The organism is Pseudomonas shirazensis (assembly GCF_014268785.2).
Lineage (GTDB): Bacteria > Pseudomonadota > Gammaproteobacteria > Pseudomonadales > Pseudomonadaceae > Aquipseudomonas > Aquipseudomonas shirazensis.
Genome location: NZ_JABWRD020000002.1, coordinates 88,560 through 104,541, shown reverse-complemented (window position 1 = coordinate 104,541; position 15,982 = coordinate 88,560). Strand labels below are relative to the sequence as shown.

Sequence of the window (15,982 nt, the reverse complement as noted above, 5' to 3'; positions counted from 1 at the left end):
CATTGATCCTGAGTGTTCATTTCATGCGTATCGACGGCTTTTCACCGCAGTCCTATCCGATCAAGCGCGCACCGCGCAAGGCACCGGTGCGTGACGAAGCAGTCGAAGATGCCGAGCTGATCGAAGAGTCCGAGGTCGCGCAGGAAACCCGCACTCGCCGCAGCGCGGGTGGCTTGCCCGCCCGCCAGCAGGACATGGTCTTCCCCCGCGCCCGCGACCGGCGCACTGCAACCGCTCTGGCCAGCTACATGGCGACTGCAGGATTCACCGATTGGGATATGGAAGTGTTGGGGCTTGATCTGTACATTTGATGGATGAAGCGATCGCCCCTACCGTACTTTCTTGGTTGCCCGTCCTGGAGCGAAAGCGCCTGGCGCGACTATCTCTACCCCGCCGATGCCCGCGTTACTGATTACCTCGCGCTGTACAGCCAGGTCTTCAACGCCGTCGAAGGCAATACCACCTTTTATGCCAGCCCGGCACTGTCCACGGTAGAACGCTGGGCGCAGATCATGCCGCCCGGCTTTCGCTTCACCGCCAAATTCCCGCGTGAAGTCAGCCATGGCGGTGATCTGCGTGAGCAACTTGAGGCAGCGTTGGCCTTTACTCGGCTGATGGCGCCGCTGGGTGGGCGGGTCGCGCCGTACTGGCTGCAGTTGCCGGCCACGTTTGGCCCTTCGCGGTTGCCCGAGCTTGCGTACTTTCTGCAAGAGATCGGCGTGCCGGTTGCAGTCGAGGTGCGTAACGACGCCTTTTTCGCTCGCGGCGAAGAGGAGCGGTCGCTCAATCGTCTGCTGCATGGCATGGGTGTCGAGCGCATTTGCCTGGACTCGCGTGCGTTGTTCAGCTGCGCCTCACGCGCGCCTGCCGTGTTGCATGCGCAGAGCAAGAAGCCTCGCGTACCGGCGCGTCCGGCTGCTTTCAGCCAGCACCCACAGGTGCGCTTCATCGGCCAGCCTGAAGTGATTGGCAACGAGCCGTTCCTGACGCCATGGGTGAGCAAGGTCGCCGAGTGGATCGAAGCCGGCCTGAGCCCTTATGTGTTTCTGCATACCTCCGACAACCAGCAGGCGGCGGCCTTGGCTCAGCATTTTCACCAGCGCTTGAGCGAGCGTCTGCCGGGGTTGCCAGCACTGGCGGAATTGCCACGAGCGCCTGAGGTCGAACAGCTGGGTCTACTCTGACCACTCGTCAATCTGCCGGAGCCTGTGATCATGGATGTACAAACCCTGCGAGCTGAGGCCTTCAAGGCGCTGCATGAGCGTGACGGTGCCTTTATCATGGCCAATCCCTGGGACGCCGGCTCGGCCAAACTCCTGGCCAGCATGGGCTTCGAAGCGCTGGCGAGCACCAGTGCCGGCCTTGCCTTCAGCCTCGGCCGCGCCGATGCCGAGGGTGCGCTGAGCCTGGACGATACCTTGCATAACGCCCGCGCCATCGTCGATGCGACCGCCTTGCCAGTCGCCGCCGACCTGGAAAACGGCTTTGGCGACTTGCCTGAAGACTGCGCCCAGGCGATCCTGCGCGCGGCCGAGGCGGGCCTGGTGGGCGGCTCGATCGAAGACGCCACTACCCGCAGCGATGCCCCCATCTATGACATGGGCCTGGCCGTGGAGCGGATCCGTGCCGCCGCCCAGGCCGCGCGTAGCCTGCCGTTCACCTTCACCCTGTGCGCCCGCGCGGAAAACCTGCTGCATGAGCGGATGGACCTCGACGACACCATCCTGCGCTTGCAGGCCTACGCCGAAGCGGGGGCCGATGTGCTCTACGCACCAGGCCTGCGCAGCGCCGACGAAGTGCGCGCGGTGGTGCAGGCGCTGGCACCCAAGCCGGTCAACGTGCTGATGGGCCTGGCTGGCGTGCCATTGAGCGTCAACCAGCTGCAGGACCTCGGCGTGCGCCGCATCAGCGTCGGCTCGTCACTGGCCCGCGCGGCCTTTGGCGCGCTGCAGCGGGCAGCGCTGGAAATCCGCGAGCAGGGCACCTTCAGCTACGCCGAGCAGAGCATGCCGTTTGCTCAGCTCAACGATCTGTTCCGTCGCTAAGTCTTGATGCGCTGGCTCGGTTGGCTGCTGTTCATCCTCTCTCTGGCGGCGGCGCAAGCCTGGTACCTGGGCTGGCGCCCGCCTGCCGCCTGGAACCCATGGGCAGCGCTCGACGTACGCCAGCCGCCGAACTGGTTGACCGCATACAAGCTGTCGCGGCTGCGCCAGGATCCAGTCCTGTGCGAACAAGCCCTGCAAAGCTCCGGCCTGCGTTATCGCGCCCAGGCCGACAGCCCAGCCAGCGCGCGCTGCCCGTTGAGCAATGTGTGGCGGGTTGAGGCAGGCCAGGCCCGCCTGAGTAGCAGTTTCCTCGCCACCTGCCCGCTGGCGGTGGCCTATGCCTTGTTCGAGACCCATGGCTTGCAGCCGGCCGCGCAGCGCGTGTTTGGCCAGCCGGTGACAAGGGTCGAGCACCTTGGCAGCTTTGCCTGTCGCAATGTGTACAACCGCAAGGAAGGGCGCCTGAGCCAGCATGCGACGGCCAACGCCCTCGATATCAGCGCTTTTCAGCTCAAGGATGGCCAGCGCATCGTGCTGGCGCAGGACTGGCAGGTTGGCGGGCAAAAGGCTGAGTTTCTGCGCGAGGTGCGCAAGGCTGCATGTGCCAGCTTCAGTACGGTACTAGGGCCGGATTACAACGCCGCTCACCACAATCACTTCCACTTTGATATGGGCGTCTGGCAGGTCTGCCGTTAGGCGTGTACGCGCACGTTGTTCAGCACCACCGGGCGTGCCCAGTGCATGTCGAACTCAAGGTCGTGCTGCTGCAGTGTCAGGGTCGGCTGATCGAACGGCTCCGGCGCCGGGTCGAGCAAGTCCATGTCGAATTCGGCAATCGGCAGGTACAGCGGGCGCGGCGCGGGTGCAGCGCCAGGCGTTGGCAGCAGCTGGCCCTGGTGCATGACGACCGGGCGTAACCAGCTGTTGTTGAGGTCCAGATCGCGCTGCTGCTCGATCATCTCAGCGGCGCTGAAAGGCTCGGGCGCAGGTTCGAGCAGTGCGGCTTCAAGCTCCGCCTTGGGCAGAAACAGCGGCTCGGGTGGCTTGACCTCGGTGTCGCTGACCTGACAGCTACGCTGTAGGTCGATCAATGCCAGGGCGCGGGCGCCGCCGGTGGGCTCACCACTGACTTGGTCATGCTGCTGCAACGCCTGGCTGACCGGGTCCACTTCGACAGCACTTTGGTCGGCCATCGCTCGGGCGAAGAAATCCTGCCACAGATGGCTGACGCCACCGAGTGCCTGGGTATTCTGCCGACCGTAGTTGCCGACAGGCGACAGGTAGGTCAAGCCGATGGGAAGAGTGTCTGTCATGGCAGTCGCGGCGGTTCAGCTCTGGCACAATAGCGGATACTGCGTGTATCGGCCGTGGCCGGGGTTTCATTAATTTTTTCGGGTGCAGGATCGGATGGTAGAGCAAGAGCAGGGCACGGGCATCACAGTCGAGGCGTTGGCGCCCGAGTACCAGGCCCAGGCGCAGCAGTGGGCTGCGCAACTGGGATTGCCGCTGAACGATGACAGCGCCGCGGTGGCGCTGCAGATCGGCGCCGGCGGCCTGCAACTGCAGCAGCTCGGGGCGCAGGCGCCAGGGCCGGTACGGGTCGACTTCGTCGAAGGTCAAGCCGCGCACCGGCGCCTGTTTGGCGGCGGCAGCGGGCAGATGATCGCCAAGGCGGTCGGAGTGGCCCAGGGCGTGCGCCCGCAGGTACTGGATGCCACTGCCGGCCTGGGCAAGGACGCCTTCGTGCTCGCCAGCCTCGGTTGCCAGCTGACCCTGATCGAGCGCCAGCCGCTGGTAGCCGCGTTGCTCGCCGACGGCCTGCAGCGCGCCCGCGACGACCATGAGGTCGGGCCCATCGTCGAGCGCATGCGCTTGCTGGTCGGCAACGCCATCGACACCATGCACGCCTGGCAAGGGGAGCCACCCCAGGTGATCTACCTCGACCCGATGTTTCCCCATCGAGAGAAGACCGCGCTGGTGAAAAAAGAGATGCGTGTGTTCCGCCCGCTGGTGGGCGACGACCTCGATGCTCCGGCGTTATTGGCTGCCGCGCTGGCACTGGCCAGCCATCGCGTAGTGGTCAAGCGCCCGCGCAAGGCGCCGATCATTGACGGGCCCAAGCCCAGCCACAGCCTGGAAGGCAAATCGAGCCGCTACGACATCTACCCGAAAAAAGCCCTCAAGGCCTAAGGCGCGTACGCCCGCACAAACAGCTCGACTACCTCGCGCACGTGCGCCTCGGCCTCTGCGCCTACCAACGGCGGCGCGCAACCGAGCAGCAAGCGGTAATCCGGCGCGCCCTTGATCAGGCAGAAGAAGTGCTCGGCGGCCCGCAACGGGCTGCCGATCGCGAGCAGGCCGCGCTCGGCGGCATTGCGCAGCAGCGCTTCCATCTCGGCAAGGATCAACTTCGGCCCGGCTTCATAGAAGTACTGGCCAAAGCCTGGGTCCTGGCTGCCCAGCGCCATGATCAGGCGGCTCAGCTTGACCGACTCGTCACTGCTGATCAGCGCATGGAAGTTACGCGCGATATTCAGCAGCACCTGGTCAATCGGCACTCCGGCGGGCAACTCGAAGATAAGCTCTGGCAGTTGGCTTTGGCAGGTCGCCATCACCGCCGAACCGAACAGGGTCTGCTTGTCGGTGAAATGGCTGTAGACCGTCAGTTTTGAAACACCTGCCGCCGTGGCGACCGCATCCATGCTGGTGTTGGCGTAGCCAAGGCTCAGGAATAGCGCTTTGGCAGCTTCAAGGATGGCCTCGCGTTTGGCCAGGTCCTTCGGCCGGCCAGGGCCGATGGGTGCGTCGTTTGGCATCAGGGTCTGCATCTTGGTGAACAGGAAGCCATCTTACCGGTTCAAAGGCGCTACGGCTGTAGCGGGCGATTAATCGTTGCTGGCCGAGCAAGCTCCGTTCGTCGATTCCATTGACCGACGCACAGATGAAGGTCTCTGAACAGATACCCATCGCTGGGAGCGAGGTACTGGTCCGGTCTGCCAATCCTGACGCCGAAGCCAAGCGCTAGGGTGCAGCGCCGCGCCGGTTCAACACCGGCGCGGGGCACAGTTCGGCTTTGGATTGGCGCATGACTGCCCGTTGTTCTGTAGGCGGCGCTCAAGTCACGCGCGATGAGGTGTACCGCAAGTCAAAGGGGGTTGGGATGGCGCGGCTGCCGATAATCGGGGTGACTGCCTGTAGCTACACAGTCGGCCCACATGCGGTGCAACTGAATGATGACAAAAATGCCCGTGCAGTGATAACAGCTGCCCAGGGGCTGCCGTTGATCCTGCCAATGTTTCCGGAGCTGCTGAACATCCCGGATATTCTCGATGCTGTGGATGGTCTGCTCTTTACCGGCTCACCGTCCAACATCGAACCCCATCATTATGACGGCCCCCCATGCCCACCCGGCACTCAGCTTGATGCTGCGCGCGACCATCTGACCCTGCGACTCTGGCCCGCCGCAGTCGAGGCAGGGGTGCCTGTGCTCGGCGTGTGTAGAGGGTTCCAGGAAATGAACGTGGCTTATGGCGGCACACTTGTTCAACAACTTCATCAGCCTGGTGTGGAGCACGAACCGCCGAGCAACGAACCGATCGAAAACCAGTATGCGCCGGCCCATCAGCTTACGGTAAGGCCGGGAGGTTTGCTGGAGGGGTTGGGATTCCCCGAAGTGATCGAGGTCAATTCGGTGCACGGACAGGGTATCGAGAGGGTCGGTAATGGACTGCGTATCGAAGCCGTGGCCAGAGATGGTCTGGTGGAGGCGTTGTCAGTACAGGGCAGTCGTTCGTTTGCTCTCGGCGTGCAGTGGCACCCAGAATGGCAGGTCATGTTCTATCCGCACTATCTTGCAATTTTCAAGGCATTCGGTATGGCCTGCCAGGCTCGCGTGGCACAACGACTCCGGCGATCGTAGTCGACCGTTTTTCGCTTTCGATCAATTTACCTACCGAACAGAGTTGAACAACGATGAATCGGCCGCTTGAAGCGTCGTCCAGGAGCAAGGGCTGCGCACGCAGCTATATACGCAAAGCCTGCTATCTGGGTGGCCCGGGTGAAGATTACGTCTGTGTGCGGTGCGGTGAGAGCCGACCAGTAGCTGATTGGCCAGACTTCTGGAAACGAAGCGCGCCCAGACTGACATCGCTCTGAACCTCGACGGTTGGCTATCGGTCACAGCGCCATGGCTATTCGGCACCTGGAGTAAGACATCATCGCAAGCGAATCCTCCTCACTCAAGCGAGTCATCAGCACACGGTTGTTGGTGTTTTTCATCCTCGGCGATGTGCTGGGGGCTGGCGTGTATGCACTTGCAGGCGCGATTGCTGACAGAGCCGGGGGAGCCATCTGGGCACCGCTGGGCATGGCGCTGTTTTTTGCCCTGCTAACGGCCGCGTCCTATGCCGAACTGGTCAGTAAATATCCTCGCGCTGGCGGTGCGGCTCTGTTCGCGCGGCAGGCGTTCGGATCACCGTTGCTGGCCTTTCTGGTCGGCTTCGCCATGCTGGCCGCCGGGGTCACCAGCGCTGCGGGCCTGGCGCTGGCGTTTGCTGGAGAGTACCTGCGGGTGTTCATAGACTGGCCAGCAGCAGTGCTTGCGCCCTTGTTTTTGTTGCTGATTGGGGTGCTGAACGCACGCGGTATCAAGGAGTCGCTGGGGGCCAACCTGGTCATGACCGTGGTTGAACTGAGTGGCCTTGTGCTGGTGATCGTTGCCGTCGCAGTGCTGGCCGGTCGGGGGCAGAGCGAGCCGGCCCGGTTGATCGATTTCGGCGGTAATGGGCCAGCGGGTGCGGTGCTGGGCGGAGCGTTGCTGGCGTTCTATTCCTATGTTGGTTTCGAAACGTCTGCCAACCTTGCTGAAGAGATCAAGGACGTAAGGCGCACGTATCCACGTGCCTTGTTCGCCGCACTGTTATTGGCCGGCGTGATTTATCTGGCCATCGGCGCCGGCGCTGCGCTGGTGATGCCGGTTCAGCAGCTGGTCGCGGCCAGCACGCCGTTGCTGGACATCGTTCACAGTGCCGAGCTGGGCGTGCCCGATGGGGTCTTCGCCCTGATAGCATTGGTGGCAGTGGCCAATGGCGCCTTGCTGACGATGATCATGGCCAGCCGACTGACCTTGGGCATGGCGCGTGATGGTTTGATACCGGGCCTGTTCGGCCGTGTACTGCACCGTCGCCGTACGCCGGGATATGCGATTGCGGCGACTACCGGACTGGCCGTCCTGCTGACGTTCACGGGTTCGCTGCAGGTCCTGGCGGAAACGGTCGTACTGTTGCTGTTGCTGGTGTTTCTGAGCACCAACGTGGCGGTTCTGGTGCTGAAGAAAGACAAAGTCGATGCGGAGCATTACGCGGTGCAACCGCTTGTGCCCGTACTGGCTATATTTTCTTGCTTGCTGCTGATGAGTCAGCAGCCTTGGCAGAACTGGCTCCGGGCAGGTGCATTGTTGGCGCTCGGTGCTGTGCTGTATGGCTTGACGAGTTTTGTGCGGCAGGCAGGTCGCGCGCGCATAGACGATCCAGAGGGCGGAATGCGGTGACCGACCAGCTTCCTTCGCACCGGTCTTGCTCCCGGAGGACCGCGCTGTACGGCCCATTCTGGGCCGCAGCTGCTGCCGCCCATCCAAGGCCGTCACCTCCCTTCGCAAGACCTGCGTTCGGCTCCTGAGTCGCCGGCGGATCAAGATCAAGAGTGGGGCCGCTATGCGGCCCCTGCTTTTGACTTTCGCTTTCGATCTTGATCTGCCTGCGTTCAGGGGCAAGACCGGAGTGAGGGACCCCCGTAGCGCAGCGAAGGGCCCGGAACCATCTACAAATAAACCGGCCAAGATCACCCTCTCCTGGTCGCAGACACGCGCTCCACCACAACAACTTTCTACCTTTCCCCGACTTCCCGCCATCGCACAGCTGATTTAATATACTCGCCAGTATAAATATTAGAAGCGCCTTACACGGACGGTCCCCCATCATGTTGCGTCATGCCTGGTCAATTGCTTTGCCCGCCGCTGCAGCCTTGCTGCTGGCCGCCTGTGGTCAGGAGACCGCGCCGCCTGCCGCGCCGCGTCCGGCCCTGGTGGTGCAGCCGCAGCCCGCCAGCGCTGTCGCCGACAGCTACCCTGGGGAAGTGCGCGCCCGCTTCGAGCCTGAGCTGGCCTTCCGCATTGGCGGCAAAGTCAGCAAGCGCCTGGTGGAAGAGGGCCAGCGGGTCAAGGCCGATCAGCCACTGGCCGAGCTCGACCCACAGGATGTACGCCTGCAATTGCAAGCCAACCGTGCCCAGCTTGCCGCCGCGCAGGCCAACCTGGCGCTGGTGCAGACCGAACGTGAGCGTTATCAGAAATTGCTCGACCGGCAGATGGTTAGCCGCTCGCAGTTCGACAACGCCGAAAACCTCTACCGCGCAGGCCTTGCCCGCCTCAAGCAGGCTCAGGCCGAAGCTGATGTGGCCGGCAACCAGGCCGACTATGCAGTGCTGCGTGCGCCGCAGGCGGGAGTGATTTCCAAGCGTCAGGTCGAGGTCGGCCAGGTCGTTGCAGCAGGGCAGACGGTGTTTACCCTGGCAGCAGATGGCGAACGTGAAGTGGTCATCGGCCTGCCTGAGCAGCAGTTCGCGCGCTTTGCCGTCGGCCAGCCCGTCAGTGTCGAACTGTGGTCGCAGCCCAATCAGCGTTACCCCGCGCGCATCCGCGAACTGTCCCCGGCAGCCGACCCGCGCTCGCGGACCTTTGCCGCACGCATCGCTTTTGGCTCGAGCAAGGCGCCGGCTGAGCTGGGCCAAAGCGCCCGAGTGTTCGTCGCCCATGAAGGCCAGCCGGCATTGGCGCTGCCGTTGTCGGCGGTGACCGCCGAGCAGGGCCAGGCCTACGTGTGGCGAGTTGACAAGGACAAACGCCTGCAGCGCGTTGCGGTGCGCCTGGGTGCCTATGGCGCCGACAGCGTGCCGGTGCTTGACGGGTTGGTCCCGGGCGACTGGATCGTCGCTGCCGGTGGTCATGTATTGCGCGAGGGCCAGCAGGTGCGGCCGGTCGACCGCAGTAATCGTGATGTGGATCTGGCGGCCAAGGAGTAAGTCCCGATGGGTTTCAACCTTTCCGCCTGGGCGCTGCGCAATCGCCAGATCGTACTGTTCCTGATGATCCTGCTGGCCGCGATTGGTGCGATGTCCTACACCAAGCTGGGGCAGAGCGAGGATCCGCCGTTTACCTTCAAGGCCATGGTCATCCGTACCATCTGGCCGGGTGCGAGCGCCGAAGAGGTGTCGCGCCAGGTTACCGAGCGCATCGAAAAGAAGCTGATGGAAACTGGCGAGTACGAAAAGATCGTGTCGTTCTCGCGCCCAGGCGAGTCGCAGGTCACCTTCATGGCGCGCGACTCGTTGCACTCCAAGGACATCCCCGAGCTGTGGTACCAGATCCGCAAGAAGGTCGCGGATATCCGCCATACCTTGCCGCCGGAGATCCAGGGGCCTTTCTTCAATGACGAGTTCGGTACAACCTTCGGCAATATCTATGCGTTGTCTGGCGAAGGCTTTGACTACGCCGTGCTCAAGGATTACGCCGACCGCATCCAGATCCAGCTGCAACGGGTCAAGGATGTGGGCAAGGTCGAGCTGATCGGTCTGCAGGATGAAAAGATCTGGATCGAGCTGTCCAACCTCAAGCTGGCTACCCTTGGCGTGCCGCTGGCCGCCGTGCAGCAGGCGCTGCAAGAGCAGAATGCGGTGAGCAGCGCGGGCTTCTTCGAGACCCCGAGCGAGCGCCTGCAACTGCGCGTCAGTGGCCGCTTCGACAGTGTCGAGCAGATCCGCCAATTCCCGATCCGGGTCGGCGAGCGCACCTTCCGTATCGGCGATGTCGCCGAGGTGCACCGTGGCTTCAATGACCCACCGGCGCCGCGCATGCGCTTCATGGGTGAAGACGCCATCGGCCTGGCCGTGGCGATGAAGGACGGCGGCGATATCCTGGTGCTGGGCAAGGCGCTGGAGGTCGAGTTCGCTCGGCTGGCGCACAACCTGCCGGCCGGCATGGAGCTGCGCAAGGTGTCCGACCAGCCGGCGGCGGTCAAGGCCGGGGTCGGCGAGTTCGTGCAAGTGCTGGTCGAAGCGTTGGTGATCGTGCTGCTGGTGAGCTTCTTCTCGCTCGGCCTGCGTACCGGGCTGGTGGTGGCGCTGGCGATTCCGCTGGTGCTGGCGATGACTTTTGCTGCCATGCACTACTTCGGCATCGGCTTGCACAAGATTTCCCTCGGCGCGCTGGTATTGGCCCTGGGTCTGTTGGTCGACGACGCGATCATTGCCGTGGAGATGATGGCGATCAAGATGGAGCAGGGCTACGACCGGCTCAAGGCGGCCAGTTACGCCTGGACCAGCACGGCGTTCCCAATGCTCACAGGCACCCTGATTACCGCGGCGGGCTTTTTGCCAATTGCCACCGCGGCCTCCAGTACAGGCGAATACACTCGCTCGATTTTCCAGGTGGTGACCATTGCCCTGCTGACCTCCTGGGTAGCAGCGGTACTGTTCGTGCCGTACCTGGGCGAGCGCTTGCTGCCAGATCTGGCCAAGCTGCATGCCGCTCGCGGCCACACTGACCCCTATGCGACGCCTTTTTACCAACGTGTGCGGCGAGTGGTGGAATGGTGCGTGCGCCGGCGCAAGACGGTGATCCTGCTGACCATCGCCGCGTTCGTCGGCAGCATCCTGCTGTTCCGTTTCGTGCCGCAGCAGTTCTTCCCGGCCTCGGGTCGGCCGGAGCTGATGATTGACCTCAAGCTGGCCGAAGGCGCCTCGCTGAGTAATTCCGCCGAACAGGTCAAGCGCCTCGAAGGCCTGCTCAAGAACCAGGACGGCATCGACAACTATGTGGCCTACATCGGCACCGGCTCGCCGCGCTTCTACCTGCCGCTGGACCAGCAGTTGCCGGCGGCCAGTTTTGCCCAGTTCGTGGTGCTGGCCAAATCCCTGGAAGATCGCGAGGCGCTGCGTAGCTGGTTGATCGCGACCCTGGATGAGCAGTTCCCGCAATTGCGCTCCCGCGTCACGCGCCTGGAAAACGGCCCGCCGGTAGGTTACCCGGTGCAGTTCCGGGTCACCGGCGAGCACATCGAGAAGGTCCGTGCGCTGGCTCGGGAAGTGGCGAGCAAGGTGCTGGAGAACCCGCACGTGGTCAACGTGCACCTGGACTGGGAAGAGCCGAGCAAGGCGGTGTTTCTGCAAATCGACCAGGAACGTGCGCGGGCGCTGGGGGTGAGCACTGCCCAGTTGGCGAGCTTCCTGCGCAGCTCGCTGACCGGCAGCTCGGTCAGCCAGTTCCGCGAAGACAACGAGCTGATCGAGATTCTGGTGCGGGGCACGGCCGAGGCGCGTGGCGACCTGGGTAACCTGGCAAGCCTCGCAGTGCCGACCGATAACGGCCAGAGCGTGGCGCTGTCGCAGGTGGCGACTCTTGAGTACGGCTTCGAGGAAGGCATTATCTGGCATCGCAATCGCCTGCCAACGGTAACCGTGCGCGCCGATATCTACGACAAGCAGCAGCCGGCGACGCTGGTCAAGCAGATCGAGCCATCGTTGCAGCAGCTGCGTGCCAGCTTGCCGGACGGCTATCTGCTTGAGGTCGGCGGCACTGTCGAGGACTCCGAGCGCGGGCAGAAGTCGGTCAATGCCGGCATGCCGCTGTTCATCGTGGTGGTGTTGAGCCTGTTGATGATCCAGCTGCGCAGCTTCTCGCGCACGGTGATGGTGTTCCTCACCGCACCGCTGGGGTTGATCGGGGTGACGTTGTTCCTGCTGATCTTCCGCCAGCCGTTCGGCTTCGTGGCCATGCTCGGCACCATTGCCCTGGCCGGGATGATCATGCGCAATTCGGTGATCCTGATCGATCAGATCGAGCAGGACATCGCCGCGGGCATGCAGCGCTGGCAAGCAATTATCGAGGCCACGGTGCGGCGCTTCCGGCCAATCGTTCTGACTGCACTGGCCGCCGTGCTGGCGATGATTCCGCTGTCACGCAGCGTGTTCTACGGGCCGATGGCGGTGGCGATCATGGGCGGTCTGATCGTCGCCACGGTGCTGACGCTGCTGTTCCTGCCGGCGCTATATGCGGCATGGTTCAAGGTCAGGAAGGAAGCGTAAGGGGCGCTGGGCGCACCTGCTGCCAATCTGCAGCAGGCGCGCCAGCGATGGGCCTCAGAGGGCGCCGAAGACCTTTTTGGCCAGGCTGGTAGCAGCCTGCGCCGGATTCTGGCGAATGCTCTGCTCTTGCTTGGCAATCATTTCGAACAGGCCATCAAGGGCCTTCTCGGTGACGTAGCTTTCGACGTTGGCGCTCTTGCTGCTGCCAAGGCCCAGGGCCGAGGCTTGACCGGCGAAGCTGTTGTACTGCTGGACCACGCCGACCTTGTCGGTGGCGGCCTTGACGATCGGCAGGAACTTGGCGCGGATCTGCTCGCGGCTGCTCTTGTTCAGGTACTGCGTGGCGGAGTCTTCACCGCCACTGAGGATGCCCTTGGCATCGGTGACGGTCATCTTCTTCACTGCATCGACGAGGATCGCCTGAGCCTGCGGCACGGCGGCTTCGGCGGCCTTGTTCATGCTGTCTTCCAGCGCTTGCACCTGGTCGCCCTTGCCAAACATCTTCATCGCCTTGGCGGCTTTGCCGAGGTTGCCTGGCAGCTCGATGCGCACGTCGGGATTGTTGCTGAAGCCACCGGGGGTGCCGAGTTGCTTGATCGCCACTTGGGCGCCTTGGGTGAGGGCGTCTTTCAGGCCGCCGGCAGCGTCCTGCTGGCTGAGGTCGCCGAGCGACAGGGCCAGCGCACTGGCGGACAACAGCAGGCCAGCGCAGAGGCCGCCGAAGCGCAGGGAGGAGCGAATCATGGATTATTCCTTATGACAGTGAATAGGTGCAGGGCTCAGCGAGCCGGGTCGACTTTGATCCGCAGCGGCTGCTGGTCGCTGCCGTCGAGCGCGACGCTGTGCTGTTCGGTGCTGATGAACAATAGTTGGCCTTGATACTCGATGCGGGCACTGACCGCGTAGCGGTGTCCCGGTTTGACCTGAGCCGGGTCGTAGCTCAGGTGGAACGGCAGCGGCACGTTGCCTTTGATCGGGCCGGCCTGGCTGGCCAGGGTCACGGCTGGGGCGTCCATCAGCGACACATCCTGCAAGCTGACGCTGAGAGTAGCGGCTGGCGGCAGGGCAATGCGCTGCAGGTACAACACTTCGCCATCAAGGCTGGCCTGTGGTGCCGGGCTGTTGCTGGAGCAGGCTGCAAGCAGAGAGGCGCAGCACAGCATAAAGAGCTTTTTCATGGATTCTCCGTAGTCCTGGGGTCGGCTTGTGACCAACCCCGGGGACTGTAGCGGATTTTCCTGCCAAGGTCGCGGCAGTCGCGGCCAAGAGTTTGCACTCAGGTGGGGATTTGCTCCACACCTTCTATTTCGCGGTGCAGCGCCACCTGGCGAATCGACAGGCGCAGCTCGGCCGACAGCACGCGCTTGGCCACACCCTCGGCCAGTTCGCCGAGCTTGTCGTGATGGCTGAGCTTGCCGTTGCCGGCGGGCCGCAGCACGCCTTGCTGGAGCAAGGTCTGGATGAAGTGGCGGAACAGGCTCTTGTCGAAGAACTCCGGTGCATTCAGGCCATGCAGGATCGACAGCCGCTGGGCCATTATCACACAGAGGTCTTCCAGTTCCTCGGCGGTCAGGGTCTGCTGGCCATTGTTGACCAAGAGCGAGGTCGCCATGTAATAGCGCTGCAGGGCCTGGGTGATGGTTCGCGAAAGCAGCGTCAGCAATACGAACGCACGCGAACTCGGTGCCGGGCGCAGGTAGACGCCGTTTTCCACCCGCAGCAGGCCTTGGGCAACCAGCGCGTCGAGCCAGTGATCGATGGTTTCGTCGAGTTGCTCGGGCGTCCAGCGCAGGAACAGCTCAGCTTGCAGGTACGGATACAGCGCCTTGACGTACTGGCCGATCAGCTCGCGGCTGATCCGTGAGCTGCTCTGGAAGAAGCTCGCCAGCAGCGCCGGCAGGGCAAAGATGTGCAGTACGTTGTTGCGGTAATAGGTCATCAGCACCGCGTTGGCTTCATCCAGATAGAGGATGCGGCCCATGGCATCGTTCTGCTCGGACAGCAGGTTCATGCCTTTGACGTGGCTGATCAAGGCCATGCCATCGCCCTCAGGCAGGGTGGTATGCGCCGAATAGGGCACTTCACGCAGCAAGCTCAGGTACAGGTCGAGCACCCGCACCAGCGCGCTTTCGTCGAGCGCGTGACGGCTGGTCGAGAGCAATGCCAGCGCGACCAGGTTGACCGGATTGACCGCCGCGGCTTCGTTGAGGTGGCGGGCCACGGTTTCGCCCAGGCGGTGGGTGGTGTCGTTCAACCAGGCCGGACGAAACTGCTCGCCGTGATCCTCTTCGCGCCAGCCTGGGCGCTGCTCATCGAGGAAGCCGGCCAGGCGGATCGGCTCGCCGAAGTTAACCGACACCTGGCCGTAGCGCTGCTTGAGCGCGCCGATGACCTTGAAGATGTCGAAGATGGATTCTTTTTTCTTGCTCGCCCCACGCAGCTCGCCCAGGTAGGTGCGGCCTTCAAGCACCCGCTCATAGCCGATGTACACCGGCACGAACACGATCGGTGTGCGCGACGAGCGCAGGAAACTGCGCAGAGTAATCGCCAGCATGCCGGTGCGTGGCTGCAGCATGCGCCCGGTGCGCGAGCGGCCGCCTTCGACGAAGTATTCGACCGGGAAGCCCTTGCTGAACAGTGTGTGCAAGTATTCGTTGAACACCGCGGTGTACAGCGGGTTGCCCTTGAACGTACGGCGCATGAAGAACGCCCCGCCACGGCGCAGCAGGCTGCCGATGACCGGCATGTTGAGGTTGATGCCCGCGGCTACGTGGGGTGGCGTCAGGCCGTTGCGAAACAGCAGGTAGGACAGCAGCAGGTAGTCGATGTGGCTGCGGTGGCAGGGCACATAGATCACCTCGTGGCCGGGAGCGATGCCTTGCACCTGCTCGATGTTGTTGACCTTGATGCCGTCGTAGATCTTGTTCCAGAACCAGCTCAGCACCACTTCAAGAAAGCGGATCGCGGTGTAGGTGTAGTCCGAGGCAATTTCGTTGCCGTAGCGCAGCGCTCGCGCCTCGGCTTTCGCCAGCGGAATCTGCTCGCGTTCTGCCTCCTCGGCGATGGCTTGACGCACCTGCTGGTCGTGGATCAGGCCTTTGACCAGGTTGCGCCGGTGCGAAATGTCCGGGCCGATGACCGCGCTCTTGAGGTTGCGAAAGTGCACGCGCATCAGGCGCTGGGCCATGCGTACGGTACGCGCATGGCCCTTGTTGTGCTCGACCAGCTCGCGCAGGTGGATCGGCGCCGAGAACTGCACGCGGGTCTTGCGCCCGAGCATGATGATAGTGAGCAAGCGACGCAGGCGTCCGGTTACCGCCCAGCTGTCGGCAAACAGCAGCTTCCATGGGCTCGATTCACTGGCCGGGGTCTGCCCCCAGAACACGCTGACCGGGATGATCTGTGCGTCTTCTTCGGCATGCTGGCTGACTGCTTCGACCAGCCGCTCCAGGGTCGGTGGCGCGCCGCGTTTGTCGTGGCGGCCGAGCCAGTCCGGCTCAGGGGTCAGATAGAAAAACGCCGCAGGCTCGTGCAGCGGGCCAACCACAACGGGCAACACTGGTCGCGGCAGCCCCGCTTTGGTGCATTCGCGGTCGAGCACCGCTAGGTCGGTCAGCGACGGCGAGGGCAGGGCATAGAACACCGGGCGGCTGCGGTCGAGCTTTAGGGTCAGCGATGACTGATTGATGGTCTCGGAGCGTACCCACAGGTAAAGCACGCGGCGCAGGGCGCCGAAGATCAGGCGGCGCAGGGGGGAACGGGTCATGTGATGTGTGGGCCCTGGGAAGAATTTCGGATCG

Annotated in this window: 14 protein-coding genes; 9 read left to right on the top strand and 5 right to left on the bottom strand. The window is 63.3% G+C overall.

Translation table 11 applies throughout. The features are described 5' to 3' along the window. Positions 1-23 precede the first annotated feature (23 nt). From HU736_RS11750 to HU736_RS11735, 4 genes are read left to right on the top strand one after another with little or no spacing between them, the layout of a single operon-like run. Positions 24-311: a hypothetical protein gene (locus HU736_RS11750; RefSeq protein ID WP_101317179.1), complete on the top strand. Its 288-nt coding sequence runs from the start codon at positions 24-26 to the stop codon at positions 309-311. A 3-nt stretch (positions 312-314) separates the two neighbouring features. Then, positions 315-1,184 carry a DUF72 domain-containing protein gene (locus HU736_RS11745; RefSeq protein WP_186697648.1) on the top strand — a complete coding sequence of 290 codons (870 nt, stop codon included), beginning with the start codon at positions 315-317 and terminating at the stop codon, positions 1,182-1,184. A 30-nt stretch (positions 1,185-1,214) separates the two neighbouring features. Then, entirely contained in the window at positions 1,215-2,045 is an 831-nt protein-coding gene (locus HU736_RS11740) for an isocitrate lyase/PEP mutase family protein (protein ID WP_186697650.1), read from the top strand. Positions 2,046-2,051: 6 nt separating this feature from the next. Next, positions 2,052-2,741 carry an extensin-like domain-containing protein gene (locus HU736_RS11735; protein ID WP_186697652.1) on the top strand — a complete coding sequence of 230 codons (690 nt, stop codon included), beginning with the start codon at positions 2,052-2,054 and terminating at the stop codon, positions 2,739-2,741. Here the strand turns inward: HU736_RS11735 and HU736_RS11730 are convergent. Beyond that, the gene (locus HU736_RS11730; RefSeq protein WP_186697654.1) at positions 2,738-3,358 is read right to left on the bottom strand and encodes an energy transducer TonB; all 621 of its coding nucleotides are present in this window, start codon (positions 3,356-3,358) and stop codon (positions 2,738-2,740) included. The two genes, HU736_RS11735 and HU736_RS11730, sit on opposite strands and share 4 nt — an antisense overlap. A gap of 94 nt (positions 3,359-3,452) precedes the next feature. On the opposite strand from HU736_RS11730, the gene HU736_RS11725 reads away from it, so the two are divergent. Continuing rightward, positions 3,453-4,235 (top strand): class I SAM-dependent methyltransferase, encoded by a 783-nt coding sequence (locus HU736_RS11725; RefSeq protein ID WP_186697656.1) that lies wholly within the window; start codon positions 3,453-3,455, stop codon positions 4,233-4,235. On the opposite strand, the gene HU736_RS11720 is transcribed toward HU736_RS11725, so the two are convergent. Beyond that, entirely contained in the window at positions 4,232-4,873 is a 642-nt protein-coding gene (locus HU736_RS11720) for a TetR/AcrR family transcriptional regulator (protein ID WP_103436305.1), read from the bottom strand. The two genes, HU736_RS11725 and HU736_RS11720, sit on opposite strands and share 4 nt — an antisense overlap. Positions 4,874-5,205: 332 nt before the next feature. Between HU736_RS11720 and HU736_RS11715 the strand changes: the two genes are divergently transcribed. The 4 genes from HU736_RS11715 to HU736_RS11700 all read left to right on the top strand — a co-directional run bounded on the left by HU736_RS11715 (position 5,206) and on the right by HU736_RS11700 (position 12,182). Next, entirely contained in the window at positions 5,206-5,964 is a 759-nt protein-coding gene (locus HU736_RS11715) for a gamma-glutamyl-gamma-aminobutyrate hydrolase family protein (protein WP_186697879.1), read from the top strand. Positions 5,965-6,258: 294 nt separating this feature from the next. Next, the gene (locus HU736_RS11710; protein WP_186697882.1) at positions 6,259-7,593 is read left to right on the top strand and encodes an APC family permease; all 1,335 of its coding nucleotides are present in this window, start codon (positions 6,259-6,261) and stop codon (positions 7,591-7,593) included. A 428-nt stretch (positions 7,594-8,021) separates the two neighbouring features. Further along, a complete protein-coding gene (locus HU736_RS11705) occupies positions 8,022-9,122 on the top strand; it encodes an efflux RND transporter periplasmic adaptor subunit (protein WP_186697657.1) in 1,101 nt (366 codons plus the stop codon). A gap of 6 nt (positions 9,123-9,128) precedes the next feature. After that, on the top strand, positions 9,129-12,182 hold the full coding sequence (locus tag HU736_RS11700; protein ID WP_186697659.1) for an efflux RND transporter permease subunit: 3,054 nt from the start codon (positions 9,129-9,131) through the stop codon (positions 12,180-12,182). Between the two features lie 54 nt (positions 12,183-12,236). Here HU736_RS11700 and HU736_RS11695 read toward each other — a convergent pair whose 3' ends face one another. From HU736_RS11695 to plsB, 3 genes are all read right to left on the bottom strand, one after another. Beyond that, on the bottom strand, positions 12,237-12,926 hold the full coding sequence (locus HU736_RS11695; protein ID WP_186697661.1) for a DUF4197 domain-containing protein: 690 nt from the start codon (positions 12,924-12,926) through the stop codon (positions 12,237-12,239). Positions 12,927-12,961: 35 nt separating this feature from the next. Further along, positions 12,962-13,360 carry a YbaY family lipoprotein gene (locus HU736_RS11690; protein ID WP_186697663.1) on the bottom strand — a complete coding sequence of 133 codons (399 nt, stop codon included), beginning with the start codon at positions 13,358-13,360 and terminating at the stop codon, positions 12,962-12,964. A 98-nt stretch (positions 13,361-13,458) separates the two neighbouring features. Next, a complete protein-coding gene (gene plsB / locus HU736_RS11685) occupies positions 13,459-15,948 on the bottom strand; it encodes a glycerol-3-phosphate 1-O-acyltransferase PlsB (protein WP_186697665.1) in 2,490 nt (829 codons plus the stop codon). Positions 15,949-15,982: the final 34 nt, after the last annotated feature.